The 26,553-nt window shown below is 61.2% G+C and carries 29 protein-coding genes and 1 tRNA gene; 25 read left to right on the top strand and 5 right to left on the bottom strand.

The window, feature by feature from the left end; all coding sequences use genetic code 11:
• Positions 1–136: 136 nt before the first annotated feature.
• Positions 137–1,468, top strand: a complete 1,332-nt coding sequence (locus tag AB7M33_RS04570; RefSeq protein ID WP_454242497.1) for a Fic family protein — start codon at positions 137–139, stop codon at positions 1,466–1,468.
• 141 nt (positions 1,469–1,609) lie between these two features.
• On the opposite strand, the gene AB7M33_RS04565 is transcribed toward AB7M33_RS04570, so the two are convergent.
• Both AB7M33_RS04565 and AB7M33_RS04560 read right to left on the bottom strand, forming a co-directional pair.
• The gene (locus AB7M33_RS04565) at positions 1,610–1,828 is read right to left on the bottom strand and encodes a hypothetical protein (protein ID WP_085272636.1); all 219 of its coding nucleotides are present in this window, start codon (positions 1,826–1,828) and stop codon (positions 1,610–1,612) included.
• A 554-nt stretch (positions 1,829–2,382) separates the two neighbouring features.
• A tRNA-Leu gene (locus tag AB7M33_RS04560) sits at positions 2,383–2,467 on the bottom strand.
• A gap of 106 nt (positions 2,468–2,573) precedes the next feature.
• Here AB7M33_RS04560 and queA point away from each other — a divergent pair.
• From queA to AB7M33_RS04530, 6 genes are all read left to right on the top strand, one after another.
• The gene (gene queA, locus AB7M33_RS04555) at positions 2,574–3,623 is read left to right on the top strand and encodes a tRNA preQ1(34) S-adenosylmethionine ribosyltransferase-isomerase QueA (protein WP_085272637.1); all 1,050 of its coding nucleotides are present in this window, start codon (positions 2,574–2,576) and stop codon (positions 3,621–3,623) included.
• 14 nt (positions 3,624–3,637) lie between these two features.
• The gene (tgt, locus tag AB7M33_RS04550; RefSeq protein WP_454244198.1) at positions 3,638–4,753 is read left to right on the top strand and encodes a tRNA guanosine(34) transglycosylase Tgt; all 1,116 of its coding nucleotides are present in this window, start codon (positions 3,638–3,640) and stop codon (positions 4,751–4,753) included.
• A gap of 42 nt (positions 4,754–4,795) precedes the next feature.
• The gene (yajC, locus tag AB7M33_RS04545) at positions 4,796–5,131 is read left to right on the top strand and encodes a preprotein translocase subunit YajC (protein WP_027595530.1); all 336 of its coding nucleotides are present in this window, start codon (positions 4,796–4,798) and stop codon (positions 5,129–5,131) included.
• A 64-nt stretch (positions 5,132–5,195) separates the two neighbouring features.
• Positions 5,196–7,058, top strand: a complete 1,863-nt coding sequence (gene secD, locus AB7M33_RS04540) for a protein translocase subunit SecD (RefSeq protein WP_027595531.1) — start codon at positions 5,196–5,198, stop codon at positions 7,056–7,058.
• A 10-nt stretch (positions 7,059–7,068) separates the two neighbouring features.
• Positions 7,069–7,977 (top strand): protein translocase subunit SecF, encoded by a 909-nt coding sequence (gene secF / locus AB7M33_RS04535; RefSeq protein ID WP_027595532.1) that lies wholly within the window; start codon positions 7,069–7,071, stop codon positions 7,975–7,977.
• A 120-nt stretch (positions 7,978–8,097) separates the two neighbouring features.
• Positions 8,098–8,646: a glycine zipper 2TM domain-containing protein gene (locus tag AB7M33_RS04530; protein WP_027595533.1), complete on the top strand. Its 549-nt coding sequence runs from the start codon at positions 8,098–8,100 to the stop codon at positions 8,644–8,646.
• 143 nt (positions 8,647–8,789) lie between these two features.
• Here the strand turns inward: AB7M33_RS04530 and AB7M33_RS04525 are convergent, their stop codons facing one another.
• Complete coding sequence (locus tag AB7M33_RS04525; RefSeq protein WP_454242496.1) at positions 8,790–10,214, bottom strand: class I adenylate-forming enzyme family protein; 1,425 nt, start codon at positions 10,212–10,214, stop codon at positions 8,790–8,792.
• Positions 10,215–10,565: 351 nt separating this feature from the next.
• On the opposite strand from AB7M33_RS04525, the gene AB7M33_RS04520 reads away from it, so the two are divergent.
• The gene (locus AB7M33_RS04520) at positions 10,566–11,282 is read left to right on the top strand and encodes a LuxR family transcriptional regulator (protein ID WP_265969318.1); all 717 of its coding nucleotides are present in this window, start codon (positions 10,566–10,568) and stop codon (positions 11,280–11,282) included.
• 3 nt (positions 11,283–11,285) lie between these two features.
• Here the strand turns inward: AB7M33_RS04520 and AB7M33_RS04515 are convergent, their stop codons facing one another.
• On the bottom strand, positions 11,286–11,516 hold the full coding sequence (locus tag AB7M33_RS04515; RefSeq protein WP_027595536.1) for a hypothetical protein: 231 nt from the start codon (positions 11,514–11,516) through the stop codon (positions 11,286–11,288).
• Positions 11,517–11,654: 138 nt separating this feature from the next.
• Here AB7M33_RS04515 and AB7M33_RS04510 point away from each other — a divergent pair, with 138 nt between their 5' ends.
• Positions 11,655–12,248 carry an acyl-homoserine-lactone synthase gene (locus AB7M33_RS04510; protein WP_099428370.1) on the top strand — a complete coding sequence of 198 codons (594 nt, stop codon included), beginning with the start codon at positions 11,655–11,657 and terminating at the stop codon, positions 12,246–12,248.
• Between the two features lie 123 nt (positions 12,249–12,371).
• Here the strand turns inward: AB7M33_RS04510 and suhB are convergent, their stop codons facing one another.
• Positions 12,372–13,190, bottom strand: a complete 819-nt coding sequence (gene suhB / locus AB7M33_RS04505) for a type III secretion system regulator SuhB (protein WP_027595538.1) — start codon at positions 13,188–13,190, stop codon at positions 12,372–12,374.
• Between the two features lie 151 nt (positions 13,191–13,341).
• Here suhB and trmJ point away from each other — a divergent pair, with 151 nt between their 5' ends.
• From trmJ to hisS, 16 genes are all read left to right on the top strand, one after another.
• Positions 13,342–14,097 carry a tRNA (cytosine(32)/uridine(32)-2'-O)-methyltransferase TrmJ gene (gene trmJ, locus AB7M33_RS04500; protein ID WP_027595539.1) on the top strand — a complete coding sequence of 252 codons (756 nt, stop codon included), beginning with the start codon at positions 13,342–13,344 and terminating at the stop codon, positions 14,095–14,097.
• Positions 14,098–14,100: 3 nt separating this feature from the next.
• On the top strand, positions 14,101–14,886 hold the full coding sequence (gene cysE, locus AB7M33_RS04495; protein ID WP_027595540.1) for a serine O-acetyltransferase: 786 nt from the start codon (positions 14,101–14,103) through the stop codon (positions 14,884–14,886).
• Between the two features lie 179 nt (positions 14,887–15,065).
• Entirely contained in the window at positions 15,066–15,557 is a 492-nt protein-coding gene (gene iscR, locus AB7M33_RS04490; RefSeq protein ID WP_027595541.1) for a Fe-S cluster assembly transcriptional regulator IscR, read from the top strand.
• 47 nt (positions 15,558–15,604) lie between these two features.
• A complete protein-coding gene (locus tag AB7M33_RS04485) occupies positions 15,605–16,819 on the top strand; it encodes an IscS subfamily cysteine desulfurase (RefSeq protein WP_027595542.1) in 1,215 nt (404 codons plus the stop codon).
• A 46-nt stretch (positions 16,820–16,865) separates the two neighbouring features.
• The gene (iscU, locus tag AB7M33_RS04480; RefSeq protein WP_003248539.1) at positions 16,866–17,252 is read left to right on the top strand and encodes a Fe-S cluster assembly scaffold IscU; all 387 of its coding nucleotides are present in this window, start codon (positions 16,866–16,868) and stop codon (positions 17,250–17,252) included.
• Positions 17,253–17,280: 28 nt separating this feature from the next.
• Positions 17,281–17,604 (top strand): iron-sulfur cluster assembly protein IscA, encoded by a 324-nt coding sequence (gene iscA / locus AB7M33_RS04475; protein ID WP_027595543.1) that lies wholly within the window; start codon positions 17,281–17,283, stop codon positions 17,602–17,604.
• An 8-nt stretch (positions 17,605–17,612) separates the two neighbouring features.
• Positions 17,613–18,134 carry a co-chaperone HscB gene (hscB, locus tag AB7M33_RS04470; RefSeq protein ID WP_027595544.1) on the top strand — a complete coding sequence of 174 codons (522 nt, stop codon included), beginning with the start codon at positions 17,613–17,615 and terminating at the stop codon, positions 18,132–18,134.
• 42 nt (positions 18,135–18,176) lie between these two features.
• Entirely contained in the window at positions 18,177–20,039 is a 1,863-nt protein-coding gene (gene hscA / locus AB7M33_RS04465; protein WP_186675547.1) for a Fe-S protein assembly chaperone HscA, read from the top strand.
• Between the two features lie 3 nt (positions 20,040–20,042).
• Complete coding sequence (gene fdx / locus AB7M33_RS04460) at positions 20,043–20,384, top strand: ISC system 2Fe-2S type ferredoxin (protein ID WP_027595546.1); 342 nt, start codon at positions 20,043–20,045, stop codon at positions 20,382–20,384.
• Between the two features lie 10 nt (positions 20,385–20,394).
• Positions 20,395–20,595 carry a Fe-S cluster assembly protein IscX gene (iscX, locus tag AB7M33_RS04455; protein WP_024762959.1) on the top strand — a complete coding sequence of 67 codons (201 nt, stop codon included), beginning with the start codon at positions 20,395–20,397 and terminating at the stop codon, positions 20,593–20,595.
• A gap of 90 nt (positions 20,596–20,685) precedes the next feature.
• Positions 20,686–21,111 (top strand): nucleoside-diphosphate kinase, encoded by a 426-nt coding sequence (gene ndk, locus AB7M33_RS04450; RefSeq protein WP_012316140.1) that lies wholly within the window; start codon positions 20,686–20,688, stop codon positions 21,109–21,111.
• A 28-nt stretch (positions 21,112–21,139) separates the two neighbouring features.
• Positions 21,140–22,285 (top strand): 23S rRNA (adenine(2503)-C(2))-methyltransferase RlmN, encoded by a 1,146-nt coding sequence (rlmN, locus tag AB7M33_RS04445; protein WP_027595547.1) that lies wholly within the window; start codon positions 21,140–21,142, stop codon positions 22,283–22,285.
• A 13-nt stretch (positions 22,286–22,298) separates the two neighbouring features.
• Entirely contained in the window at positions 22,299–23,060 is a 762-nt protein-coding gene (gene pilW / locus AB7M33_RS04440; protein ID WP_186675549.1) for a type IV pilus biogenesis/stability protein PilW, read from the top strand.
• Positions 23,057–24,088, top strand: coding sequence for a RodZ domain-containing protein (locus AB7M33_RS04435; RefSeq protein WP_412764118.1), 1,032 nt, complete (start codon positions 23,057–23,059; stop codon positions 24,086–24,088). The genes pilW and AB7M33_RS04435 overlap by 4 nt, the downstream gene beginning before the upstream one ends.
• A gap of 3 nt (positions 24,089–24,091) precedes the next feature.
• Entirely contained in the window at positions 24,092–25,201 is a 1,110-nt protein-coding gene (ispG, locus tag AB7M33_RS04430) for a flavodoxin-dependent (E)-4-hydroxy-3-methylbut-2-enyl-diphosphate synthase (protein ID WP_027595550.1), read from the top strand.
• 25 nt (positions 25,202–25,226) lie between these two features.
• A complete protein-coding gene (gene hisS, locus AB7M33_RS04425; protein WP_027595551.1) occupies positions 25,227–26,516 on the top strand; it encodes a histidine--tRNA ligase in 1,290 nt (429 codons plus the stop codon).
• Positions 26,517–26,553: the final 37 nt, after the last annotated feature.

The raw sequence follows: 26,553 nt of genomic DNA, 5'->3' as shown, positions 1-26,553 counted from the left end.
TCAATTTGGTGGGTGGGTTGGAGGCCGTGGTTTTGGTGCTTTTTTCAGTTGAGGTGAGCTGCGATGAGCTCAATTGAGCTGTATTTGAGCTGCATTGAGCTATATTGAGCTCTATTGAGCTGTATTCGGAGTTCCGATGACTTTGCCAAACAAAATTCTGAGTGCGCTGGAAGGCGAGCAAGCCCTGAGTTCTCGTAAGATTGCTGAGCTTCTGGGGCTCAGTTGGTCAACCGTCAAACGCCACCTTGATGTATTGATGGAGGCGGGGAAGATTCAGCGTGAGAGAGAAGGACGTACCGCCCGCTATCGGCTCGTACGCGCATCTGTGACCCGTCTCCAAAGCATTCCCGCACAAGTTATCGCTTCAGATCTGCCGTGGTCTTCCGAAAGTATTAACCTACGCAAATCCTTGCTGCTTCCACTGGCTATGGGTGACGTCGTCACGTATCAGCGAGATCTGGTCGATAGCTATCAGCCTAATCAAACCACGTGGCTATCTCCTGATCTAGCGGAAACTCTGGAGGTTGAAGGCAGAATGAAGGGGCAGCAGCCTGCCGGCACCTATGCCCGGAAAGTGCTGGAGCCCCTGCTGATCGATCTCTCCTGGTCTTCATCGCGTCTTGAAGGCAACCGCTACTCGCTGCTCGACACTGAGCGGTTGTTCAAAAGCGGTATAACCGATGGCGATCTGGATGCGGTGATGCTGCTCAATCATAAGGCAGCCATCGAGTTCATGATCGATGCGGTACCGGAGTATGGCCTCAACTCAGCGGTGATTCGCAACTTGCATGCCTTACTGATGCAGGATCTGCTAGCAGATAGCACTGCGTTGGGCAGTATTCGCCAGACCGTGGTGAACATCAGCGGCACCACCTATTTCCCCACCCAGGTTCCCACATTGCTGGAGGAGATGTTCGAGCAGATTCTCGACAAGGCCAGGCAAATCAAGAGCCCTATTGAGGCGGCGTTTTTCTTGTGGGTGAACCTGGCTTATCTGCAGCCGTTCGAGGATGGCAACAAACGCACCAGTCGACTGGCGGCGAATATCCCGTTGATGCTCTACAACTGCTCGCCATTATCGTTCCTGGATGTGACACCCCAGGACTATGCACTCGCCATGATGGGGGTTTACGAACAGCGCGACATGGCTATGGCAGTTGATCTGTTCGTCTGGGTTTATCGTAGATCCATCAAAAAGTATGGCGTCATGCTTGAAGCCATGGGTGTACCCGACCCCGTGCGTCTGCACTTTCGAGAGGTGCTGAACGAGGCAATCAATGCTGTGGTGCGCGACAGGCAGGCAGTAGGCGCAGTGGTTGCCGGGCTGTTGTTGTCGGAAAGCGAGAAGTTGCAGTTCGAACCGCTGTTGCAGGCAGAGCTGGATAGTCTGGCGCTGCATAACTGCGCCCGGTATCGGCTGGGCATGAGGCAGGTGCAAGCTTGGATCGAGGCGGGGCGGCCACGTTGAGTGGGCATTGCCCAAAAACCTTGCCTTTTTTGTCCTTCGGCGGCAGTTAGCTGACTCCACAGAAAATTACACAAACAGTAACTTTCTGTGGAGTGTGTTTCCTCTGACTTCAAGTCCGAGGCATAGCGCCATCCGCGGCAATCAATCCTTGCTGGCGTTGAGCTTGCGCAGTTCTTCATAGGTAGCCGACTGCACGAACCAGAAGCCGGATACGATGCACCAGCTCAGGCTGCCAACGACGAAAATGCCCAGGCCAGCGAGGAAGCCGCTGGTGAACATGGCGACCAGCGCAAAAAGCCAGATCACGGCGAGGGAGATGTAGAGGACCAGGTTGTTGACGCTGATGACGAAATCTTTCACTTGCAAATTCCTTGTTGAAATCTGGAGAACGGCGCCCATCCAAGGGCTAGCGAATGATATCACAATGCCTTCATTGGGCTGCCCGTGGAGGCCGTTCCGGGTGCTGTGGGGTTAAGGGGGGAACTGGGCGGGGGGGCTAAGATGTGTTTGCCGCGGCTTTAGTCGTGGATTTGAGATCGCGCGCCGCCCGCGCGGCGCTTCGCAGCACAAGGCTGCTCCTACATTTGTTTCGGGCCAGTCAAGTCTGTGCGGCCGGCGCGCGATTGCCTTGTTCGTGCAACTCGATATTGAGGGGGTCGCCAAGAGGGTCGCGCGACCATGCCCCAGGAATAATTGGCCCGAAACAGATGTAGGAGCAGCCTTGTGCTGCGAAGCGCCGCGCGGGCGGCGCTCGATCTTGAGAGCGCTGCAGATCGGAAGGCATGCGCCCGCTAGCCATAATTCAATGCCATGGCTCGAACCTGACGACGACCCCAAACAAAATCAAATACCGCGCTGCCAGCCAAAATCCAGGCGAAAAAAAACCGACCATAAGGTCGGTTTTTTCCGGATTTTGGTGCCCCGAGGGAGACTCGAACTCCCACTCCTTTCGAAAACGGATTTTGAATCCGCCGCGTCTACCAATTCCGCCATCAGGGCAGTGGCGCGCAGTATAGAGAGGTGCTTCTGGTCGGTCAATCGGGTTTCATGGTCAATTTTCACACATTGGGCTAAACTTCCCGGCCCTGCCGAACCGAACATCATCATGCGCGTCGCCGATTTTTCCTTCGAACTCCCCGATTCCCTGATCGCCCGCCACCCTTTGGCCGAGCGCCATGGCAGCCGTCTGCTGGTCCTCGATGGGCCGAGCGGCGCCTTGGTACATCAGCAATTCACCGACCTGCTCGACTATCTGCGCCCCGGCGACCTGATGGTGTTCAACAACACCCGGGTGATCCCGGCGCGGTTGTTCGGGCAGAAAGCCTCCGGCGGCAAGCTGGAAGTGCTGGTCGAACGTGTGCTCGACAGCCATCGGGTGCTGGCGCACGTACGCTCCAGCAAGGCACCCAAGGTCGGTGCGCAGATTCTCATCGATGGCGGTGGCGAGGCCGAAATGGCCGCGCGCCACGACACGCTATTCGAGCTGCGCTTCACCGAAGAGGTGCTGCCACTGCTTGAACGCGTCGGGCACATGCCGCTGCCACCCTACATCGACCGCCCCGACGAAGGCGCCGACCGTGAGCGTTACCAGACCGTCTACGCCGAGCGTGCCGGTGCTGTAGCCGCACCCACGGCCGGCCTGCACTTCGACGAAGCGCTGCTGGAAAAGATCGCCGCCAAGGGCGTGGAGCGGGCCTTCGTGACCCTGCACGTCGGCGCGGGCACCTTCCAGCCGGTGCGGGTTGACAAGATCGAAGACCACCACATGCATAAAGAGTGGCTCGAAGTGAGCCAGGATGTGGTGGATGCTGTCCAAGCCTGCCGTGCCCGTGGCGGGCGCGTGGTTGCCGTGGGCACCACCAGCGTGCGCTCGCTGGAAAGCGCTGCGCGCGATGGCGTGCTCAAGGCCTTCAGCGGCGATACCGATATTTTCATCTACCCAGGCCGCCCGTTCCATGTGGTCGACGCCCTGGTCACCAATTTCCACCTGCCGGAGTCCACGCTGCTGATGCTGGTCTCGGCCTTCGCCGGCTACCCCGAAACCATGGCTGCCTATGCGGCGGCGGTTCAAGAAGGGTACCGCTTCTTCAGTTACGGTGATGCCATGTTCATCACCCGCAATCCGGCGCCACGCGGGCCCGAGGATCAAGCATGAGTCGCACCTGTCGAATGTCCTTCGAACTGCTGGCCACCGACGGCAAGGCCCGTCGTGGTCGCATCACCTTCCCCCGTGGCACCGTGGAAACCCCGGCGTTCATGCCGGTCGGCACCTATGGCACGGTCAAAGGCATGCTGCCGCGCGACATCGAGGCCATCGGCGCCGAGATGATCCTTGGCAACACCTTCCACCTGTGGCTGCGCCCGGGTACCGAGGTGATCAAGAAGCACAACGGCCTGCACGACTTCATGCAATGGAAAGGCCCGATCCTCACTGACTCCGGTGGCTTCCAGGTATTCAGCCTGGGCGCGATGCGCAAGATCAAAGAGGAAGGCGTGACCTTCGCCTCGCCTGTCGATGGCTCCAAGGTGTTCATGGGCCCTGAAGAGTCCATGCAGGTTCAGCGTGACCTGGGCTCGGACGTGGTGATGATCTTCGACGAGTGCACGCCATACCCGGCCGAGCACGATGTGGCGCGCACCTCCATGGAGCTGTCGCTGCGTTGGGCCCAACGTTCGAAAAACGCCCACGCCGACAACACCGCGGCGCTGTTCGGCATCGTCCAGGGCGGCATGTACCAGGACCTGCGCATGCGCTCGCTGGAAGGCCTGGAAAACATCGGTTTCGACGGCCTGGCCATCGGCGGCCTGTCGGTGGGTGAGCCCAAGCACGAAATGATCAAGGTGCTGGATTACCTGCCAGATCAGATGCCCGCTGACAAACCTCGTTACCTTATGGGGGTAGGCAAACCGGAAGATCTCGTTGAGGGTGTGCGCCGCGGCGTCGACATGTTCGACTGCGTGATGCCGACGCGTAACGCGCGCAACGGCCATCTGTTCGTCGATACAGGGGTGATCAAGATCCGCAACGCGTTCCATCGCCACGATGAATCGCCGCTGGATCCGACCTGTGATTGCTACACCTGCATCAACTTCTCCCGCGCGTATCTCCACCACTTGGACAAATGCGGCGAAATGTTGAGCAGCATGCTGAATACCATCCACAACTTGCGCCATTACCAGCGCTTGATGGCCGGTTTACGCGAGGCTATTCAACAGGGTAAATTGGCCGCCTTTGTCGACGCCTTCTACGCCAAACGCGGGCTGCCTGTGCCGCCTTTGGGCTGACTGTCAGCACTAAAATATTAAAACTCAGTAATGGAGTGCCTCATGAGCTTTCTGATTCCCGCCGCTTACGCGGACGCAGCTGCACCAGCCGCCGGCCCAGCCGGTACCGGTTTTGAATGGATCTTCCTGGTCGGCTTCCTGGTCATCTTCTACCTGATGATCTGGCGTCCACAGGCCAAGCGCGCCAAAGAGCAGAAGAACCTGCTGGGCAACTTGCAGAAAGGTGACGAAGTTGTCACCAACGGCGGCATCGCCGGCAAAATCGTCAAAGTTACCGATGACTTCGTGGTGCTGGAAGTGTCCGACACCGTCGAGCTGAAGTTCCAGAAGGGCGCCATCGCCGCGACCCTGCCAAAAGGTACGCTCAAGGCTATCTGAGTTACCGGTTTTATTTTTCCAGTCGGGGCGCGCAACGCGCCCCGCGTCTTGAACGGGCGGCGTGATGCTGAACAAATACCCTCTGTGGAAATACGCACTGATCTTGCTGGTACTGGCGATCGGTTTTATTTATTCCGCTCCCAACCTCTACCCGGATGACCCGGCGGTGCAAGTCAGTGGTGCCAGTTCGGCGCTGCAGGTAAGCCAGGCCGACCTCGATCGCGTCACCAAGGCGCTGACCGATGCCGGTATTACCGTCAAGGGCGGCAGCCTGGGTGAGAAGGGCAGTGCGCTGATTCGCCTGACCAACCAGGAAGACCAGCTTCCAGCCAAGGATGTAGTGCGCAAGGCACTGGGCGATGATTACGTCGTGGCCCTGAACCTGGCACAGACCACTCCGCAATGGCTGCGCAACCTGGGTGCAAGCCCGATGAAACTGGGCCTGGACCTGTCCGGTGGTGTGCACTTCCTGTTGGAAGTGGACATGGACAAGGCCATGAGCGCCCGCATGAAGGTCTATGAAGGCGAGGTCAAAACCCTCCTGCGCAAAGAGCGCATCCGCTACCGCAGCCTGCCTCAGCAGGATGGCGGCATCATGCTGGGCTTCTCTGACGATGCAACCCGCGAGCAGGCACGTGCCCTGATCCGCAAGAATTTCAGTGATTTCGACCTGACCGCCACCGAGCGTAATGACCTCGCTGTGCTGCGTCTGGCGCTGACTCAGGCGAAAGTCGCCGAGATCCGCGAATACTCGATCAAGCAGAACCTGACCACCGTCCGCAACCGTGTCAACGAGCTGGGCGTGGCCGAGCCGCTGGTTCAGCGCCAAGGCGCCAACCGTATCGTGGTCGAGCTGCCAGGCGTGCAGGACACTGCCGAAGCCAAGCGTATCCTCGGCAAGACGGCCAACCTGGAGTTCCGCTTCGGTGCCGAGCCGGGTGCGTCCAAGGCGACCACCGAGGTCTTCGAGTTCCGTGAGGGCGGCCGTTCCGCCCCGGTCGAGCGTGGCCTGATCATCACCGGTGACCAGGTCACCGACGCCCAGGCCAGCTTCGACGAGCATGGCCGCCCGCAAGTGAACATCCGCCTGGATGGCCACGGCGGCGAGCTGATGAGCCGCGCCACGCGCAGCAACGTCGGCCGCAGCATGGCGGTGATCTTCATCGAGCAGAAGCCCGTCACTCGCTACGTCAAGCAGACGGTCGACGGCGTCGAGAAGGAAGTGCCGGTACAGAGCTTCCAGGAAGAGAAAAAGATCATCAGCCTGGCGACCATCCAGTCGCCACTGGGCAGCCAGTTCCGTATCACCGGCCTCAACGGCCAGGGCGAATCGTCCGAGCTGGCGCTGCTGCTGCGTGCCGGTGGTCTGGCCGCGCCGATGTACTTCGCTGAAGAACGTACCATTGGCCCAAGCCTGGGTGCGGACAACATCACCAAGGGTATCGATGCGTCGTTGTGGGGCATGCTGTTCGTCTCGCTGTTCATCATCGCCATCTACCGCGGCTTCGGCGTGATCGCCACGGTCGCCCTGGCGGGCAACATGGTGCTGCTGCTGGCGCTGATGTCGCTGCTGGGTGCAACCCTGACCCTGCCGGGTATTGCCGGTATCGTGTTGACCATGGGTATGGCGGTAGACGCCAACGTGCTGATCTTCTCGCGTATCCGTGAGGAGCTCAAAGCCGGCATGTCGGTGCAGCGCGCCATTCACGAAGGTTTCAACCGCGCCTATACCGCGATCATCGACGCCAACCTGACCAGCCTGCTGGTCGGCGGCATCCTGTTCGCCATGGGTACCGGCCCGGTCAAGGGCTTTGCGGTCACCATGTCCCTCGGGATTTTCACCTCGATGTTCACCGCCGTCATGGTGACCCGCGCTATGGTCAACCTGACCTGTGGCGGGCGTGACATCAAGAAGCTGTGGGTTTGAGGGAGCTGCGATGAAAACCATCAACTTCATGGGCGTGCGCAATGTCGCGTTCGCCATCACTGTGCTCCTCACCGTCCTGGCGTTGTTCAGCTGGTGGCAGAAGGGCCTGAACTTCGGCTTGGACTTCACCGGCGGTACGCTGATCGAGCTGACCTACGAGCGCCCGGCCGACCTCAAGGCGGTACGTGCCGAGCTGGTCGAGTCCGGTTTCCACGAGGCTGTGGTGCAGAGCTTCGGCGCTACCACCGACCTGCTGGTGCGTATGCCGGGCGATGACCCGCAGCTGGGCAGCAAGGTTGCCGAGGCGCTGCAGAAGGCCGGCGGCGACAACCCGGCTACGCTCAAGCGCGTCGAGTTCGTTGGCCCGCAGGTGGGTGAAGAGCTGCGTGACCAGGGTGGCATGGGCATGCTCCTGGCCCTGGGCGGCATCCTTATCTACCTGGCCTTCCGCTTCCAGTGGAAGTTCGCCGTGGGCGCGATCATCTCGCTGATCCACGACGTGGTGGTGACGCTGGGTATTCTGTCGTTCTTCCAGATCACCTTCGACCTGACGGTATTGGCGGCGGTGCTGGCGATCATCGGTTACTCGCTCAACGACACCATCGTCGTATTCGACCGGGTGCGTGAGAACTTCCGCGTGATGCGCAAGGCGTCGCTGATCGAGAACATCAACGTCTCGACCACCCAGACCCTGCTGCGTACCATCGCCACCTCGGTGTCGACCTTGCTGGCCATCGCTGCGCTGCTGTTCTTCGGTGGTGACAACCTGTTCGGCTTCTCGCTGGCACTGTTCATCGGCGTCATGGCCGGTACCTACTCGTCGATCTACATCGCCAACGTGGTACTGATCTGGCTGAACCTGAACAGCGAAGACCTGATTCCGCCAGCCAAGGCTGAGGGTGTGGACGAGCGTCCGTAAGGGCTTTTCCTACGCCGTTTGGCGAATCAAGAGGCGCGAGTATTGAACTCGCGCCTTTTTTTTTGCTCCAAGGCAGGGAGAAGGCGGGCCAAGTCCCGCGGGTATGATCAGGAGGTTCACGTGAATAAATCAATGCTGGTGGGTGCGGTGCTGGGTGCTGTCGGTGTAACTGCCGGAGGTGCTGTGGCGACCTACAGCTTGGTGAACAAAGGGCCTGAGTACGCCCAGGTCACCGACGTGCAGCCAATCAAGCAGCAAGTGAAGACGCCGCGTGAAGTCTGCAAGGACGTCACAGTGACGCGTCAGGCGCCGGTCAAGGACCAGCACCAGATCGCAGGTACGGTGGTGGGTGCGCTGGCCGGCGGCCTGCTGGGTAACCAGATCGGCGGCGGTACCGGCAAGAAGATCGCCACCGTGGCCGGTGCGGTCGGTGGTGGTTATGCCGGTAACAAGGTGCAGGAAGGCATGCAAGAGCGTGATACCTACACCACGACGCAAACCCGCTGCAACACAGTCCACGACATCAGCGACAAGGTCGTTGGGTATAACGTGAAGTACACCATTGGTGATCAGGTGGGGCAGGTGAAGATGGACCACGAGCCTGGCTCGACCATTCCCGTGGACAAGAATGGCAAGCTGATCCTCAGCGAGAATCAGGCCGGGCAGTGATCGCCATCTGCTGAAATCCGTTGTATCTGAAATCCCTTGTAGGAGCAGCCTTGTGCTGCGAAGAGGCCGGTGAAAACACCCTAGATCTACTGTGTTTTCACCGGCCTCTTCGCAGCACAAGGCTGCTCCTACAGTTGGCGCAGCTATATCACTGGGTGAGCCGCTAGCAGCTTGCGAAGCCTGACGCGGTCCGGCTTGCCGGTGGGGGTCAAGGGTATTCGCTCGAGTACTGTGACGTTGGCATTGATCCCCAGTCGGTCCAGCCCCCCGCTCAGCTCATTCAACCGCTCCTGGGCGTCAGCGATGTTGGCTTGCACCACCACCTGGGCGCGTCGACGATCGTGCTCGTCGACCAGTATCACCACCCGTTCGAATTTCATGGCCTGTGCAATCTGCGCTTCGAGGGCCGGTGCGAACTGGGTGCCTTGTTTCGTCAGCAGGGCATCGGTCGCACGCCCCATGGGCATCAGGCTGCCGTCGGCCAGGCGCCGGGCGATATCGCCGGTGGCGTAGGCTTGGTCCTCGCAGGGAATGGGGGGAGGTGGGAAGTACCCCGAGCCGCGGTGTGCGGAGCGCGCGATGATTTCGCCGACCTCCGGTTGCGCAGGGTCCAACGCTTTCAATGTGACCTCGACATCACCCACCGGGCGCATGCCGCAACCCACTTGCAACCCAGGCGCGAAGTTGGCCAGGACCATGCCAAATTCCGTCGAACCATAGATCCGCTTCAGGTGCACACCTAAGTGGCGTTCGCACTCCAGCACCACATGGTCATCCAGGTAGGCCCCACCACAGAACGGTTTGCTCAGTGCTGGCAGGCGAATGCCGCGGCTTTGCGCGGCCTGGGCCAGCGCCAGGTACTGTGACGGCAACGCGCTCATCACGCTGATGCGTTGTTCGTGCAGGGTTTGCAGGGTGTTCTCGACCTGGGTGGCATCGCCCAGGTACAGCGTGGCGCCCGTCAGCAAGGCCGGGAACACATGCAGGTCCACCGCATGCCCGCCATCGAGGGTGTGGATGCTCAAGTAGCGGGCGCTGGCATCGAGGCCGGCGCTATCGACCCAGTGCATGATTTCCCGGTACAGCCTGTCCTGGCGCCACAGTGCAAGTTTGGGAGCCCCGGTGCTGCCGGATGTTTCCTGCATACGCATCAAGCCGGCGCAGTCACGCCAGGCGGGTGTCTTGAGGTTGACGGGTGTCGGCGAGTGCAGGGTAAAGCCAGGGATGCCCAGGCCCGCCGGCACGATGCCGGCTTCGGTCACCAGCAGGGCGGCACCGACCTGGCCCAGGCGCATGGCGCGCTGGTGGATGCTGCTGGCCACGCTTACAGGGCAATGAATCAGCCCCAGGCTGGCCATGGCGAACAACAGTGCTACATAACCGCTACTGTTGCCCAGTTGGGTGGCAACCACGTCGCCTTCGCGCAGGCCTGCGGCGTGCAGCCTGGCGCGCAATTGATCGATATCATGCAGCAGTTCGCCGTAGCTGCGGGTCTTGCCATGGCTGTCGACGATCGCCGGGTGGTCGCGATGGCGTGCAACCATGCTGAAGAACTGTTGCTGGAACATGCAGGGGTCTCCTTGAGGGGCAGCCGAACTACAGCTTCAGGTGTCTTCCCTTGCCGTCCATGTGCAAAGCGGTGCAGCCTGCCGGATGCAGGCTGGTGCCACGCTAGTTAATAGGCTGCGCGCGGCGCCTGGTACCTCCCAGAACAGGGAGGTTGTGGTGCGCCTGGCAGTTTTATTACTGTCTTCGACCGCCTGCGTCGGGTGGGTAACTCGTCGGCAGGCACAATTCGCACGTTGATTTCAAAGTGCCACGTAACTATCTTATCGACCCACCTGAATGAGGGAGTCGATATTCCCTCGCGTGTCGTCTCGCCATGAGACCACCGTCAAACGGTGCCTACGAGGAAGGGAATGGCCCTACTGGTAATGGATGAGCTGCTGAAACTCGGCGAAATGGAGCGCTTTGAGGACTGGCTGGCTCACCTGAAAATCCTGACCCGCAAGCTGGGTTACTCGAACTTTTTGATCGGCCTCAAACCTGCCCCCACGGACGCTTGTCAGCAGGTGCTGATCTACAGTGATTACCCCGATGCCTGGCGTACGCGTTACGACGCCGAGTCTTACGCGGCAGTCGACCCGGTCGTTCAGCATTGCCTGAACGCCAACCGGCCACTGCTGTGGAACCGCGACAACTATCGGGGGCCCTCAGAGTCGGAGTTCTTCGAAGAAGCCGCAGCGCACGGGTTGCAGCAAGGGCTGGCGCTGCCCCTGCATGGCCCGCGGGGCGAGGCGGGCATGCTGTGCCTCAAGCCGGATGAGAGCGGCGAGCAGGCGACTGCTGCAATGATCCAGTCCTTGCCCATGGCAACCTTGCTGCGCGATTACGCGATGGAAGGGATGCTCAGGGCACGCATTGAATGCTCCGAACCCGTGCACCTGACCACCCGGGAGAAAGAGGTGCTGCAGTGGAGCGCGGCGGGCAAGACTACCTGGGAAATCTCGATGATCTTGTCGTGCACGACCTCGGCCATCGACTTCCACTTCAAGAACATCCGCCGCAAGTTCCAGGTCAGCTCACGCCAGATGGCGGTGCTCAAGGCCATCCAGCAGAAGTCGATCACGCCCTGAGTATCACTGTGGGCGTTGGGCCAGGTCGCTCTCCTCGAGCCGGCCGCTAAGGTACAGGCGCAGCAGAATGTACACCGGCGCAGGCACTTGGCTGGTGCATTCGATGCGGCTGGCACAGGCCTGGCTGATGCCAAAGCGCGACCAGAACTCGGTCTGGCTCTGCTTGAGGCCCAGGCGCAGGCTGATGGCTTGATGGGCGACCTCGCGTACGGCGGAGGTATTGAGTAGCTTCATCCGGAATCCATCCTGCAAAAGCCGAAAAATTAACAAGCCCGAGTAACTTCGGCCACCTCCCAAATTAGGTAGGATTTTATTTATTCAGCGTGAATATACCGTGGGCGGCAACTCCAACCCCTGCCGGTATTTGCCCCTATGCTTATCTCCATTGATCGCCGCACTAACATCGACCCACAAGCGCTGAATGCGATGCACAAACTTCGGGCGCGTATTTTCAAGGTTAAAAAGATGTGGGACATCCCACTGATCAACGACATGGAAATCGACGGGTATGATGCGCTCGACCCCTATTACATGATCATCAACCGCGATGACGAGGCGGGTTATGTGTGTGGCTGCTGGCGCATACTGCCGACGACCGGCCCTAACATGCTGGCGCACACCTTCCCAGAGCTGCTGCATGGGCACCCAGCGCCGTGCTCCGACGCGATCTGGGAGCTGAGCCGCTTCGCCATCGAGCTGCCAGACGGCAACCGGTTCGGCTTCTCCCAAGGCACCACGCAAGCGATTCACGCCATCGTCAACTACGCCATCAGTTGTGAGGTGAAACAGTTCGTCACCGTGACCACGGTGGGTGTGGAGAAGATGTTGATTCGCCTGGGCCTGGATATCAGTCGTTTCGGTCCGGCATTGCAAATTGGCGTTGAACGCGCGGTGGCACTGCGCATTGAATTGAATGATAAAACCACGGCGGCCTTGGAAGCGGCAATCAATAGCAACTGCCATTGAATAGACGCCGGGTGTATTCACGCTGACTTGCCATCAAGTTGTATGTCCCTTGCCATGCACAGCACACTTATAGCGCCCATAAAAAAAGCACCCCGAGGGGTGCTTTTCTAATACAGCCAGCGCTTAGCGCTTCATGCTCTCTGGCAGGTGCGGCTGAATAGCCGTCAATACTGCTTTGAAGCACTTGATGTTACCGGCGACGATGTGGCCTTTGTCGAGGAAGTCGTGGCCACCGTTGAAGTCGCTTACCAGGCCGCCTGCTTCTTGAATCAGCAGTACGCCTGCAGCCATGTCCCACTCGGCCAGGCCCGACTCCCAGAAGGCATCGAAGCGGCCGGCGGCGACGTAGGCGAGGTCCAGGCTGGCGGAACCTGCGCGGCGGATGCCGGCGGTCTGGCCAGTCAGGGCGCGGAACATGCCCAGGTAGTTGTCCAGGTCGGCCATTTGGTTGTCACGGAACGGGAAGCCGGTACCCAGCAGGGCGCCTTCCAGGCTGGTGCGCGAGCTGACGCGCAGGCGACGGCCATTGAGCTGGGCGCCGCGGCCACGGCTGGCGGTGAATTCTTCCTGGCGAACCGGGTCGAGTACCACGGCGTGCTCGAGGCGACCACGGTATTTGCAGGCGATGCTGACGGCGAAGTGAGGGATGCCGCGCAGGAAGTTGGTGGTGCCGTCCAGCGGATCGATGATCCACAGGTAGTCCTTGCCTTCTTCGCCGGTGCCCGCGTGCATGCCGGTCTCTTCACCCTGGATGGAGTGGTTCGGGTAGGCTTTGCGCAGGGCGTCGACGATTTTCTGCTCGGCGGCGCGATCGACTTCGGAAACGTAATCCTTGGCCTCTTTCTCATCGACCTTGATGCTATCCAGGCGTTCGATGGAGCGGAAAATCAGTTCACTGGCGCTGCGAGCGGCGCGCAGGGCGATATTCAGCATAGGCTGCATGGGCGGGTCACCTGGAGATGTTAAAGAAGAAAGCCGATCATTCTAGCAGAAATCTTTGACGGCAGAAGTGTCACATTTGCTTTCATGGCGTTACGTCCGTCGGTTCTGTAAGATCGAAGGCCCTGATATCAGCCTCTGAGAGCACAACACCGTGCTGCAAAATATTCGTGTTGTTCTGGTCAATACCAGCCACCCCGGCAACATCGGCGGCGCTGCACGTGCCATGAAAAACATGGGCTTGTCGCGCCTGGTGCTGGTGCAGCCGAAAGAGTTCCCTGCGGCCGAAGCCAGTGCACGTGCCTCCGGTGCCGACGATGTGCTGAGCAATGCCCAGGTCGTCGACAGCCTTGAGCAGGCGTTGGTCGGCTGTAACCTGGTCATGGGCACCAGTGCCCGCGAGCGCAGTATCCCTTGGCCGCTGATCGGCCCTCGCGAATGCGGGGCCAAGGCCGTGGAGCATGCGCTGGGCGGCGAGGAAATCGCCTTGGTGTTCGGGCGTGAACACGCCGGCCTGACCAACGAAGAACTGCAGCGATGTCACTTCCACGTGCACATTCCCTCGAACCCCGACTTCAGTTCGCTGAATCTGGCCGCCGCTGTCCAGGTGCTCTCTTATGAGGTGCGCATGGCTTGGCTGGCGGCCGAGGATGCACCGGCCAAAGTCGAGAAGGTCGACGCCAGCGAGCTGGCGACCATGGACGAAATGGAGCTGTTCTATGACCACCTGGAAAAGACCCTGGTGGACATCGGCTTCCTCGACCCCGAGAAGCCCAAGCACCTGATGGCGCGCCTGCGCCGGTTGTATGGGCGAAGCTCGGTCGAGCGTCCGGAAATGAGCATTTTGCGCGGCATCCTCACCGAGACCCAGAAAGTGGCTCGGGGCGAACCGCATAAAAGGAAGGGCTGACAGATGTTCGAACGTCTGCGTGAAGATATTCAAAGCGTATTCCACCGTGACCCCGCCGCGCGCAATGCCTTCGAGGTACTGACCTGCTACCCGGGCATGCACGCCATCTGGCTGCACCGGTTGGGTAATGCCTTGTGGAAACGTGATTTCAAATGGCTGGCCCGGCTGGTGTCGAACTTCGGCCGCTGGATGACCGGGATCGAGATCCACCCCGGCGCCACCATCGGCCGCCGCTTCTTCATTGACCACGGCATGGGCATTGTCATCGGCGAGACCGCTGAGATTGGCGACGATGTCACCCTTTACCAGGGCGTCACCCTGGGCGGCACCAGCTGGAACAAAGGCAAGCGCCACCCAACCCTGGAAAACGGCGTGGTGGTAGGGGCGGGGGCCAAGGTACTGGGGCCGTTCACTGTCGGCGCCGGGGCCAAGATCGGCTCCAATGCGGTGGTGACCAAGGCTGTGCCGGCAGGGGCGACTGCCGTCGGTATCCCGGGGCGTATTATCGTCAAGAGCGAAGAGACCGAAGTTGAAGCCCGGCGCAAAGCCATGGCCGAGAAGATCGGCTTCGATGCCTACGGCGTCAGTGGCGACATGCCTGACCCGGTCGCGCGTGCCATCGGCCAGATGCTCGACCACCTGCAGGCGGTCGATGAGCGCCTGGAGGGCATGTGCGGTGCGCTGACCAAGATGGGTAGCGACTACTGCGCCAAGGAGTTGCCGGCGCTGCCGGAAGATGACTTCACCGAAGTTGCCCAGGTCGCCCAGCGCGACACTCAGTCGCATTGATCGCGCCGCGCTGAAATCATAGTGACATACGGGGCGTGTACGCACGCCCCTCGTCTGCTACAATCGCGGCCGCCTCCCGATGCAAAACCCGACTAAAGCAGTAGGTCTTATAGTTGACTTAAATGCTCGGGAATCGCATACTCGCTCACATCCTGTAACTCCCGTGGTACCCAATAGCCATGCGACTGACTACCAAAGGCCGATACGCCGTGACAGCCATGCTTGACCTGGCGTTGCACGCGCAGCATGGGCCGGTGTCTTTGGCCGACATTTCCGAGCGCCAGGGCATTTCCCTCTCTTATCTGGAGCAGCTGTTCGCCAAGCTGCGCCGCAGCAGCCTGGTATCCAGTGTGCGCGGTCCAGGCGGTGGCTATCAGCTGTCGCGGGGCATGGAAACCATCCAGGTGGCCCAGGTCATCGACGCGGTCAACGAATCGGTCGATGCCACTCGTTGCCAAGGCCTTGGGGATTGCCATGCCGGTGACACCTGCCTGACCCACCACTTGTGGTGCGATCTCAGCCAGCAGATCCATGAATTCCTCAGCGGCATCAGCCTGGCCGACCTCGTCAAGCGCCGTGAGGTGCAGGAAGTCGCCCAGCGCCAGGACCTGCGTCGTGTCGCAGGCCGATCCGCCCAGTTGGACAAGATTGAGACGTCCGCCGTCGACTGACCGTTATGACAGCGACGAGCGACGCCACCGCCTGATAGGAGATATCCATGAAGTTGCCGATCTACCTCGATTACTCCGCGACCACCCCGGTCGATCCCCGTGTCGCCCAGAAGATGGCTGACTGCCTGCTGGTCGACGGGAACTTCGGTAACCCGGCTTCGCGCTCCCACGTATTTGGCTGGAAAGCCGAAGAAGCGGTCGAGAACGGTCGTCGCCAGGTCGCCGAGCTGATCAACGCCGATCCGCGCGAAATCGTCTGGACCAGCGGTGCCACCGAGTCCGACAACCTCGCACTCAAAGGTGTCGCGCACTTCTATCAGACCAAGGGCAAGCACATCATCACCTCCAAGATCGAGCACAAGGCGGTCCTGGATACCGCTCGCCAGCTCGAGCGTGAAGGTTTCGAAGTCACCTACCTTGAGCCAGGCGAAGACGGCATCGTCACCCCGGCCATGGTCGAAGCCGTGCTGCGCGACGACACCATTCTGGTCTCGCTGATGCACGTCAACAACGAAGTCGGCTCGATCAATGACATCGCCGCCATTGGTGAGCTGACCCGCGCCCGCGGCGTGCTGTTCCACGTCGATGCCGCCCAGTCGGCCGGCAAGGTCGAAATCGACCTGCAAAAACTGAAAGTCGACCTGATGTCGTTCTCGGCGCACAAGGTCTACGGCCCTAAAGGTATCGGCGCGCTGTACGTCAGCCGCAAGCCGCGTGTGCGTCTGGAAGCGATCATCCACGGTGGTGGCCATGAGCGCGGTATGCGTTCGGGCACCTTGCCGACTCACCAGATCGTCGGCATGGGCGAAGCCTTCGCCATTGCCAAGCAGGAAATGGCCAGCGAGAACGCTCGCATCAAGGCCCTGAGCGACCGCTTCTTCAAGCAGGTCTCGGACCTTGAAGAGCTGTACGTCAACGGCAGCCAGACTGCCCGCGTACCGCACAACCTGAACCTGAGCTTCAACTACGTCGAAGGCGAGTCGCTGCTGATGTCCCTGAAAGACATCGCCGTATCGTCGGGTTCGGCCTGTACCTCCGCTTCGCTCGAGCCGTCGTATGTACTGCGCGCTCTGGGCCGTAACGACGAGCTGGCGCACAGCTCGATCCGCTTCTCCTTCGGCCGCTTCACCACCGAAGAAGAAGTCGACTACGCCGCGCAGAAAGTCTGCGAGGCCGTTAACAAACTGCGTGAGCTGTCGCCGCTGTGGGACATGTACAAAGACGGCGTTGACATCTCCAAGATCGAGTGGGCCGCCCACTAAGCAGTCGCCGGCAAGAGCGGCTCCCTGATGAGGAAGGAATTGCACCATGGCATACAGTGAAAAGGTCATCGACCACTACGAAAACCCGCGCAACGTCGGCAAGATGAATGCCGAAGACCCGGACGTCGGTACCGGCATGGTCGGCGCGCCGGCCTGCGGTGACGTGATGCGCCTGCAGATCAAGGTCAACGAGCAGGGCGTCATCGAAGACGCCAAGTTCAAGACCTACGGCTGCGGTTCGGCTATCGCTTCCAGCTCCCTCGCCACCGAGTGGATGAAGGGTAAGACCCTGGACGAAGCCGAAACCATCAAGAACACCCAGCTGGCTGAAGAACTGGCGTTGCCGCCGGTCAAGATCCACTGCTCGGTACTCGCCGAGGATGCCATCAAGGCAGCCGTTCGCGATTACAAGCAGAAGAAAGGCTTGATCTAAGTCGCCTGTTGCGAGGTAAGGAGTTCTGATGGCTATCAGCATGACAGAAGCCGCCGCCAACCACGTGCGGCGTTCCCTGGAAGGGCGCGGCAAGGGTGAAGGCATTCGCCTGGCCGTACGCACCACCGGCTGCTCGGGCCTGGCCTATGTGCTGGAGTTCGTCGACGAAGTGGCGGGCGAAGACCAGGTATTCGAGAACCATGGCGTGAAGGTCATCATCGACCCGAAAAGCCTGGTGTACCTCGATGGCACCGAGCTCGACTTCGTCAAGGAAGGGTTGAACGAAGGCTTCAAGTTCAACAACCCCAACGTGCGCGGTGAGTGTGGCTGCGGCGAAAGCTTCAACGTCTGAGGCTGGCTGTGGGTACTCCTTGTCATTACGCTCTGTTTGATCTCCAGCCGTGCTTCCGGTTGGACCTCGACAAGCTGGCCACTCGCTACCGCGAGCTGGCCCGCGAGGTCCATCCTGACCGTTTTGCCGACGCTTCCGAGCGCGAGCAGCGGGTAGCCCTGGAGAAGTCCGCGGCCCTCAACGACGCCTACCAGACGCTGCGCAGTGCGCCGCGCCGAGCCCGCTACTTGCTGGCAATCGGTGGCCACGAAGTGCCCCAGGAAGTCACGGTCCATGACCCCGACTTCCTGCTGCAGCAGATGCAGTGGCGCGAAGAGCTCGAAGAGCTGCAGGACGAAGCCGACCTCGATGGTGTTGCCGTGTTCAAGAAGCGCCTCAAGGGTGCGCAGGACACGCTGAACGAGGATTTCGCCGCCTGCTGGGATGTGCCTGCCGAGCGCGAGAAGGCCGAACGCCTGATGCGCCGCATGCAGTTCCTCGACAAGCTCGCCCAAGAAGTGCGCCAACTGGAAGAGCGCCTCGACGATTAACCCGGCGTTGCCCGTGATGACGCCTAAGGTATTCAGATAAGCATGGCCCTACTGCAGATCGCCGAACCCGGTCAAAGCCCTCAGCCGCACCAGCGCCGCCTGGCGGTGGGTATCGACCTGGGTACCACCAATTCTCTGGTCGCTGCCGTTCGCAGCGGTCGCAGCGAGCCCCTGCCTGATGTGCAGGGTAATGTCATTTTGCCGTCTGCGGTGCGCTACCTCGAAGGGCGCAGCGAAGTCGGGCAGGCTGCGCGCGATGCCGCTTCCAGCGACCCTTTGAACACCGTGCTGTCGGTAAAGCGCCTGATGGGGCGCGGCCTGGCCGACGTCAAGCAGTTGGGCGAGCAGCTGCCGTACCGCTTCATTGGCGGTGAGTCGCACATGCCGTTCATCGATACCGTCCAAGGGCCGAAAAGCCCGGTGGAGGTGTCGGCCGACATCCTCAAGGTGCTGCGCGAACGCGCCGAGCAAACCCTCGGTGGCGACTTGGTGGGGGCGGTGATCACCGTGCCAGCCTATTTCGACGACGCCCAGCGCCAAGCGACCAAGGATGCCGCGCGCCTGGCTGGCCTCAATGTGTTGCGCCTGCTCAACGAGCCGACCGCAGCGGCCGTGGCCTATGGCCTGGACCAGAACGCCGAAGGCGTGGTGGCCATCTATGACCTGGGTGGCGGCACGTTCGATATCTCCATCCTGCGCCTGACGGCCGGCGTCTTCGAGGTCCTGGCCACCGGTGGCGACACCGCCCTGGGCGGCGATGATTTCGACCACGCGATTGCCGGTTGGATCATTGAACAGGCTGGGCTGTCTTCCGACCTCGACCCGGGTACCCAGCGCCAGTTGCTGCAGGCCGCCTGCGCCGCCAAGGAAGCCCTGACCGACGCCGACGTGGTCAGCGTCAGCCACGGTGCCTGGCAGGGTGAGCTCAGCCGGGCCGCCTTCGATGCCATGATCGAGCCGCTGATCGCTCGCAGCCTCAAAGCCTGCCGCCGCGCCGTGCGCGACAGCGGTGTCGAGCTGGAAGAAGTGGGTGCAGTGGTCATGGTCGGTGGTTCGACCCGCGTTCCACGTGTGCGTGACGCTGTTGGCACACTGTTCGGCCGTACCCCGTTGACCTCGATCGACCCTGATCAGGTGGTGGCCATCGGTGCTGCCATTCAGGCCGACACCCTGGCTGGCAACCGCCGCGAAGGTGGCGAGTTGCTGCTGCTCGACGTCATCCCGCTGTCCCTGGGCCTTGAGACCATGGGCGGGTTGATGGAGAAGGTGATCCCGCGCAACACCACCATTCCGGTGGCGCGTGCGCAAGAGTTCACCACCTATAAAGATGGCCAGTCGGCCATGATGATTCACGTCCTGCAAGGCGAGCGCGAGCTGATCAGCGACTGCCGCTCGCTGGCGCGCTTCGAGCTGCGCGGCATCCCGGCCATGGTCGCCGGTGCGGCGAAAATCCGCGTGACCTTCCAGGTCGATGCCGATGGCCTGCTCAGCGTCGCTGCTCGCGAACTGGGCTCGGGCGTCGAAGCCAGCATTCAGGTCAAGCCGTCCTACGGCCTGACCGACGGCGAGATCGCCCGCATGCTCAAAGATTCGTTCGAGCACGCAGGCAGCGACAAGCAGGCCCGTCAGCTGCGTGAACACCAGGTTGACGGTGAGCGCCTGCTCGAAGCGGTACAGGGCGCCCTGGACGCCGATGGCGAGCGCCTGCTCAGCAGCGAAGAGCGCGAAGCCATCGAATTCCAGATGCAAGAACTACGTGATTTGCTGACCGGCACCGATGGCCCCGCCATCGAGCAACAGACCAAGCGTCTGTCGCAGGTGACCGATGCATTTGCCGCCCGTCGCCTTGATTCGACGGTCAAAGCCGCACTGGCCGGGCGCAACCTGAATGAGATCGAGGAGTAACCGATGCCGCTGGTGACATTCCTGCCGCACGAGAAGTTTTGCCCGGAAGGGCTGACCGTGGAGGTCGAGCCTGGGACCAACATCCTGGAGCTGGCCCACGAGCATCACATCGAAATGGAAAGCGCTTGCGGTGGGGTCAAGGCCTGCACCACCTGTCACTGTATTGTTCGCAAAGGTTTCGACTCGCTGGAAGAAGCGGACGAGCTGGAAGAGGACATGCTGGACAAGGCCTGGGGCCTGGAAGCCCAGTCGCGCCTCGGCTGCCAGGTGGTCGTCGCCGACCAGGACCTGACCATCGAGATCCCCAAGTATTCGCTCAACCACGCTGCCGAAGCGCCCCACTGAGGATTTTTGCATGAGTCTGAAATGGGTTGATGTACTTGAGATCGCCATCCAGCTTGCAGAAAGCAAGCCGGACGTCGATCCTCGTTATGTGAATTTCGTCGATCTGCACCGCTGGGTGCTGGCATTGCCAGAGTTCAGCGACGATCCGTCACGCGGCGGTGAGAAAGTGCTCGAGGCCATCCAGGCGGCCTGGATTGATGAAGCCGACTAAGCGCGTCGCTGCAGGTTAGGCAATCCCCTGAAACCCGCGTATAATTCGCGGGTTTAATTTTTCGCAACACTCATATTTCTGGAGTTTTCCATGGCTGTTCAACGTACTTTCTCGATCATCAAGCCTGACGCAGTTGCCAAAAACGTCATCGGCAAGATCACCACTCGCTTCGAAGAAGCTGGCCTGAAAATCGTTGCCTCGAAAATCAAGCAACTGTCCAAAGCCGAAGCCGAAGGCTTCTACGCTGAGCACAGCGAGCGCGGCTTCTTCGGCGACCTGGTTGCCTTCATGACTTCCGGCCCGGTTGTTGTTCAGGTTCTGGAAGGCGAAAACGCCATCGCTCTGAACCGTGAGCTGATGGGCGCTACCAACCCTAAAGAAGCTGCTGCCGGCACCATCCGTGCTGACTTCGCCGAGTCGATCGACGCCAACGCCGTTCACGGTTCGGACTCCGAAGCTGCTGCTGCTCGCGAAATCGCTTACTTCTTCGCTGCTACCGAGGTAACCACTCGCTAAGCGAAAGCTTACGGGTGAGGGTGAATCCATGACGACATCTACTGGCAAAATCAACCTGTTGGGCCTGACCCAGCCGGAAATGGAACAATTCTTCGACTCTATAGGGGAGAAGCGCTTCCGTGCCGGCCAGGTGATGAAATGGATTCACCATTTTGGCGTCGATGATTTCGCCGCCATGACGAACGTCGGCAAGGCCTTGCGCGAAAAGCTCGAGGCTGTAGCCGAAATTCGCCCACCGGAAGTGGTCAGTGAAGACATTTCCGCCGACGGCACCCGTAAATGGGTGATCCGCGTTGCCTCTGGCAGCTGCGTCGAGACCGTCTACATTCCTACCGACGACCGCGGCACGCTGTGCGTATCGTCGCAAGCCGGCTGCGCCCTGGACTGCAGTTTCTGCTCCACCGGCAAGCAAGGCTTCAACAGCAACCTCACCGCCGCCGAAGTGATTGGCCAGGTGTGGCTTGCCAACAAATCTTTCGGGACCGTCCCGGCCAAAGTCGACCGCGCGATTACCAACGTGGTCATGATGGGCATGGGCGAGCCTTTGCTGAACTTCGACAATGTCATCGCCGCCATGAAGATCATGATGGATGATCTGGGCTATGGCATTTCCAAGCGTCGCGTCACCTTGTCCACCTCGGGCGTGGTGCCGATGATTGACGAACTGGCCAAGCACATCGACGTGTCGCTGGCCCTGTCGCTGCACGCGCCGAACGATGAGCTGCGTAACCAGCTGGTGCCGATCAACAAGAAGTACCCGCTGAAGGTATTGCTGGAGTCGTGCATGGGCTACATGGCCACCCTGGGTGGCAAGCGCGTGTTGACGGTCGAGTACACCCTGCTCAAGGACGTCAACGACCAGCCTGAACATGCCGCGCAGATGATCGAGCTGCTGCGCGACGTGCCCTGCAAGATCAACCTGATCCCGTTCAACCCGTTCCCGCATTCCGGTTACGAGCGGCCGAGCAACAACGCCATCCGCCGCTTCCAGGACCTGCTCCACCACGGTGGTTTCAACGTCACCACCCGTACCACCCGTGGCGAAGACATCGACGCCGCCTGTGGTCAGCTGGTCGGCCAGGTCAACGACCGTACCCGCCGCAGTGAGCGCTACATCGCCGTGCGCCAGCTCTCTGCCGACGCCGAGCTGCAAGACAGCGCCGCGCGCCACTGACCGAGAACTCGCCATGACCCTGCGCGCCGCGCTGTCGATCCTTGCGCTTTTGCTGCTGGCCGGCTGCGTGTCGGGCGGCGCGGGTGACCCGCTGGCCAGCCGCCAAGGGCGGCAAGAGGCGGGCAGGGCGTATGTGCAGTTGGGGCTTGGCTATTTGCAACAAGGCTTGACCGAACAGGCCAAGGCCCCGCTGGGCAAGGCGCTTGCCCTGGACGCCAGCGATGCCGGCGCGCATGCGGCGCTGGCGCTGGTGTTTCAGGCTGAAGGTGAGCCGGCCCTGGCCGAGCAGCACTTTCAAAAAGCCCTGCAGGCACGCCCTGGCGATACGCGAATTCGCAACAACTACGGCAGTTTCCTTTATGCTCAGGGGCGATTTGCCGAGGCCAAGCAGATGTTTCGCCTGGCCAGTGCCGATACCCTGTATCCTGAGCGCTCACGCGTGTACGAGAACCTTGGCTTGACCGCCCTGAAGCTCGAGCGTCGAGACCAGGCGCACGCCTATCTGCTCAAAGCGTTGCAACTCAACCCACGGCAACCCAAGGCGTTGCTGGAAATGGCTGAGTTGTCCTACGAAAACAGGCATTATGTGCCGTCCCTGGACTACTACGATCGTTTCAGCCAGTTGAGCGACCACGACGCCCGTAGCCTCCTGCTGGGCAGCCGCCTTGCCCGGGTGTTCGACGAGCAGGGCACATTGGCCAATTTGGGCCAGCAATTACAACGACTTTATCCCGGTACGCCGGAATATCAGCAATACCTGTCGGAGCAACGATGAACGCCGCGCATCCCGAAGTAGCCGTAGCGCCTGGCCAGAACCCCGGTGAGCTTTTGCGTCAGGCCCGTGAGAAGCGGGACTGGTCACAAGCCGAGGTGGCCCGCAAGCTCAACCTCACTGTCAGTTCGTTGAACCACGTTGAAACCGGCGCCTTCGACAAGTTGCCCGGGCACACGTTCGCCCGTGGCTATATCCGCGCCTACGCCAAACTGATGGACCTGGACCAAGCCACGCTGGTCGAGGCCTTCGACCGTTACACCGGCACCCACGCCAAAGGCAGCGAAGTGCATTCGCTGGGCCGCATCGAAGAGCCGGTACGCCTGTCGCACAACATCCTGCGCGGCGTCAGCCTGCTGCTGCTGGTGGCGGTAGTCGGTGGTGGCTTCGTGTGGTGGCAGGACCAAGGCAGCCTGCGTGGCAAGGACCTGGCCAAGATCGCCCTGGAGCACGTCGAAGTCGAGAGCGCCGACGGCACCACGCAGATTCACCCGCTGGACGAGCCTGAAGACCAGGCCGTGAGCGCCGGCCAGCAACCCGAGAGCGCCCCGTTGCCGCTGGAGCAGCCCGCAGGTGAACAGTCGGCCGCCGCTGCCGAGCAAGCACCCGCCAGCGCTGCGCAGCCCCCTGCGACAACCGTAACACCAGCCCCCGCTCAGCAGCCCCAAGCGGCCACCGCAGCCACTGCGCCAACGCCTGCGCCTGCTCCGGCAGCGCCGGCTGCCACCGCGCCCGTGGCTGCCGCGCCCGCTGCCACTGTGCCCGCCGCGCCCGTCGCAGTGCCGGCCGGTAGCGCCAGTGTCTCGATTCAGTTCAGCGCCAATTGCTGGACCCAAGTCAACGACGGCAATGGCAAGGTGCTGTTCAGCGGCGTCAAGCGCAAGGGCGACAACCTCGAGCTGACCGGCAAGCCGCCGTTCGCGGTACGCCTGGGCTTTGCCCGTGGCGCGCAGGTCAGCTACAACGGCCAGGCCGTCGATGTTGCTCCGTTTACAAGCGGCGAGACTGCTCGCCTGAAGTTGGGACAGTAAGTCATGCACGGCGAATCTCCGATCAAACGTCGCGAATCCCGCAAAATCTGGGTCGGCAATGTGCCGGTGGGTGGTGATGCGCCCATCGCGGTACAAAGCATGACCAACACCGACACCAACGATGTCGATGCCACCGTCGGGCAGATCCAGCGCCTGGTGGATGCCGGTGTCGACATCGTGCGTGTCTCGGTGCCAGACATGGACGCCGCCGAGGCCTTCGGCCGCATCAAGCAACGGGTCAGCGTGCCGCTGGTTGCCGACATTCACTTCGACTACAAGATCGCCTTGCGTGTGGCCGAACTGGGCGTCGACTGCCTGCGCATCAACCCGGGCAACATCGGCCGTGAAGACCGTGTGCGTGCCGTGGTCGATGCGGCCCGCGACCGCGGTATCCCGATCCGTATCGGCGTCAACGCAGGCTCCCTGGAAAAGGACCTGCAGAAGAAGTACGGCGAACCGACCCCAGCCGCGCTGGTCGAGTCGGCGCTGCGCCATGTCGAGCACCTGGACCGCCTGGACTTCCAAGACTTCAAAGTCAGCGTCAAGGCCTCCGACGTGTTCATGGCCGTCGAAGCCTACCGCCTGTTGGCCAAGCAGATCATCCAGCCCCTGCACCTGGGCATCACCGAAGCCGGTGGCCTGCGCTCGGGGACAGTGAAATCCGCCGTCGGCCTCGGTATGCTGCTGGCCGAAGGCATCGGCGATACCATTCGTATCTCGCTGGCTGCTGACCCGGTCGAGGAAGTGAAAGTCGGTTACGACATCCTCAAGTCGCTGCACCTGCGTTCGCGTGGCATCAACTTCATCGCCTGCCCAAGCTGCTCGCGGCAGAACTTCGATGTGGTCAAGACCATGAACGAGCTGGAAGGGCGCCTGGAAGACCTGTTGGTGCCGCTGGACGTCGCGGTGATCGGTTGCGTGGTCAACGGCCCCGGCGAAGCCAAGGAAGCCCACGTAGGGCTGACCGGCGGCACGCCGAACCTGATCTACATCGACGGCAAGCCGGCGCAGAAGCTGACCAATGACAACCTGGTCGATGAGCTCGAAAAACTCATCCGCCAGAAAGCGGCCGAAAAGGTCGAAGCCGACGCGGCGCTGATCGCCCGTGGCTGACACACAGAATTCGTAAGGACTTTTCGTGAGCAAATCGCTGCAAGCCATCCGTGGCATGAACGACATCCTGCCTGAACAGTCGCCACTGTGGCGCTACTTCGAGGGCACCGTGGCCGGCCTGCTGGACACCTACGGGTACAGCCAGATCCGCACGCCGATCGTCGAGTTCACCGAGCTGTTCAAGCGCTCCATCGGTGAAGTGACCGACATCGTCGAAAAAGAGATGTACACCTTCGAGGACCGCAACGGCGATTCGCTCACCCTGCGCCCCGAAGGCACTGCCGCCTGTGTGCGTGCCGTGCTGGAACATGGCATCACCGGCAACGGCCAGGTGCAGAAACTCTGGTACATCGGCCAGATGTTCCGCCACGAGCGCCCACAAAAGGGCCGCTACCGCCAGTTCCACCAGATCGGCGTAGAAGTGTTCAACCTTGACGGGCCGGACATCGACGCCGAGCTGATCATGCTGACCTGGCGCCTGTGGGGCCTGCTGGGCATCCAGGACGCGGTCAAGCTCGAGCTCAACAGCCTGGGTACCAGCGAAGCCCGTGCCCGCTACCGTGATGCGCTGGTCGAGTTCCTCTCGGCACGCCTCGAGCAGCTGGACGAAGACAGCCAGCGTCGCCTGAAGAGCAACCCGCTGCGCATCCTCGACAGCAAGGACCAGAACACCCAGGCGGTGCTGGTTGGCGCGCCGAAGCTCGAAGATTACCTGGACGAAGAATCCCGCGTGCACTTCGAGGGCCTCAAGGCCCGTCTGGAGGCTGCCGGTATCCCGTTCGTGATCAACACCAAGCTGGTGCGTGGCCTGGACTACTACAGCAAGACCGTGTTCGAGTGGGTCACCGACAAGCTCGGCGCCCAGGGCACTGTCTGCGCCGGTGGCCGCTACGACGGCCTGGTCGAGCAGATGGGCGGCAAGCCGACCACCGGCGTTGGTTTCGCCATGGGTATCGAGCGCCTGATTCTGCTGCTGGAGACCCTGGGCAAGGTGCCCGAGTCGATCAGCCGTCAGGTCGACGTCTACCTCTGCGCCTTCGGCGAACAGGCCGAGCTGGCTGGCCTGCGCCTGTCCGAACGCCTGCGTGATCGTCTGCCGGGCCTGCGCCTGGTGGTCAACGCCGGCGGTGGCAGCTTCAAGAGCCAGTTCAAGAAAGCCGACAAGAGCGGCGCGCTGTTCGCCCTGATTCTTGGCGACGACGAGCTGGCCCAGCAAGCGATCGGCTTCAAGCCCCTGCGTGGTCAGGGCGAACAACAGAACATTGCCTGGGATGCTCTGGCTGAGCACCTGGAAACCGCGGTCGCACAGGCGTAACGCGGTCCAACTAGCGAATAGGCGAAAAGGAGTATTG

This window comes from Pseudomonas sp. Y3 TE3536 (assembly GCF_053629175.1).
The sequence above is the reverse complement of the archived record's forward strand: the minus strand, read 5'-3'. Positions and strand labels throughout refer to the sequence as shown.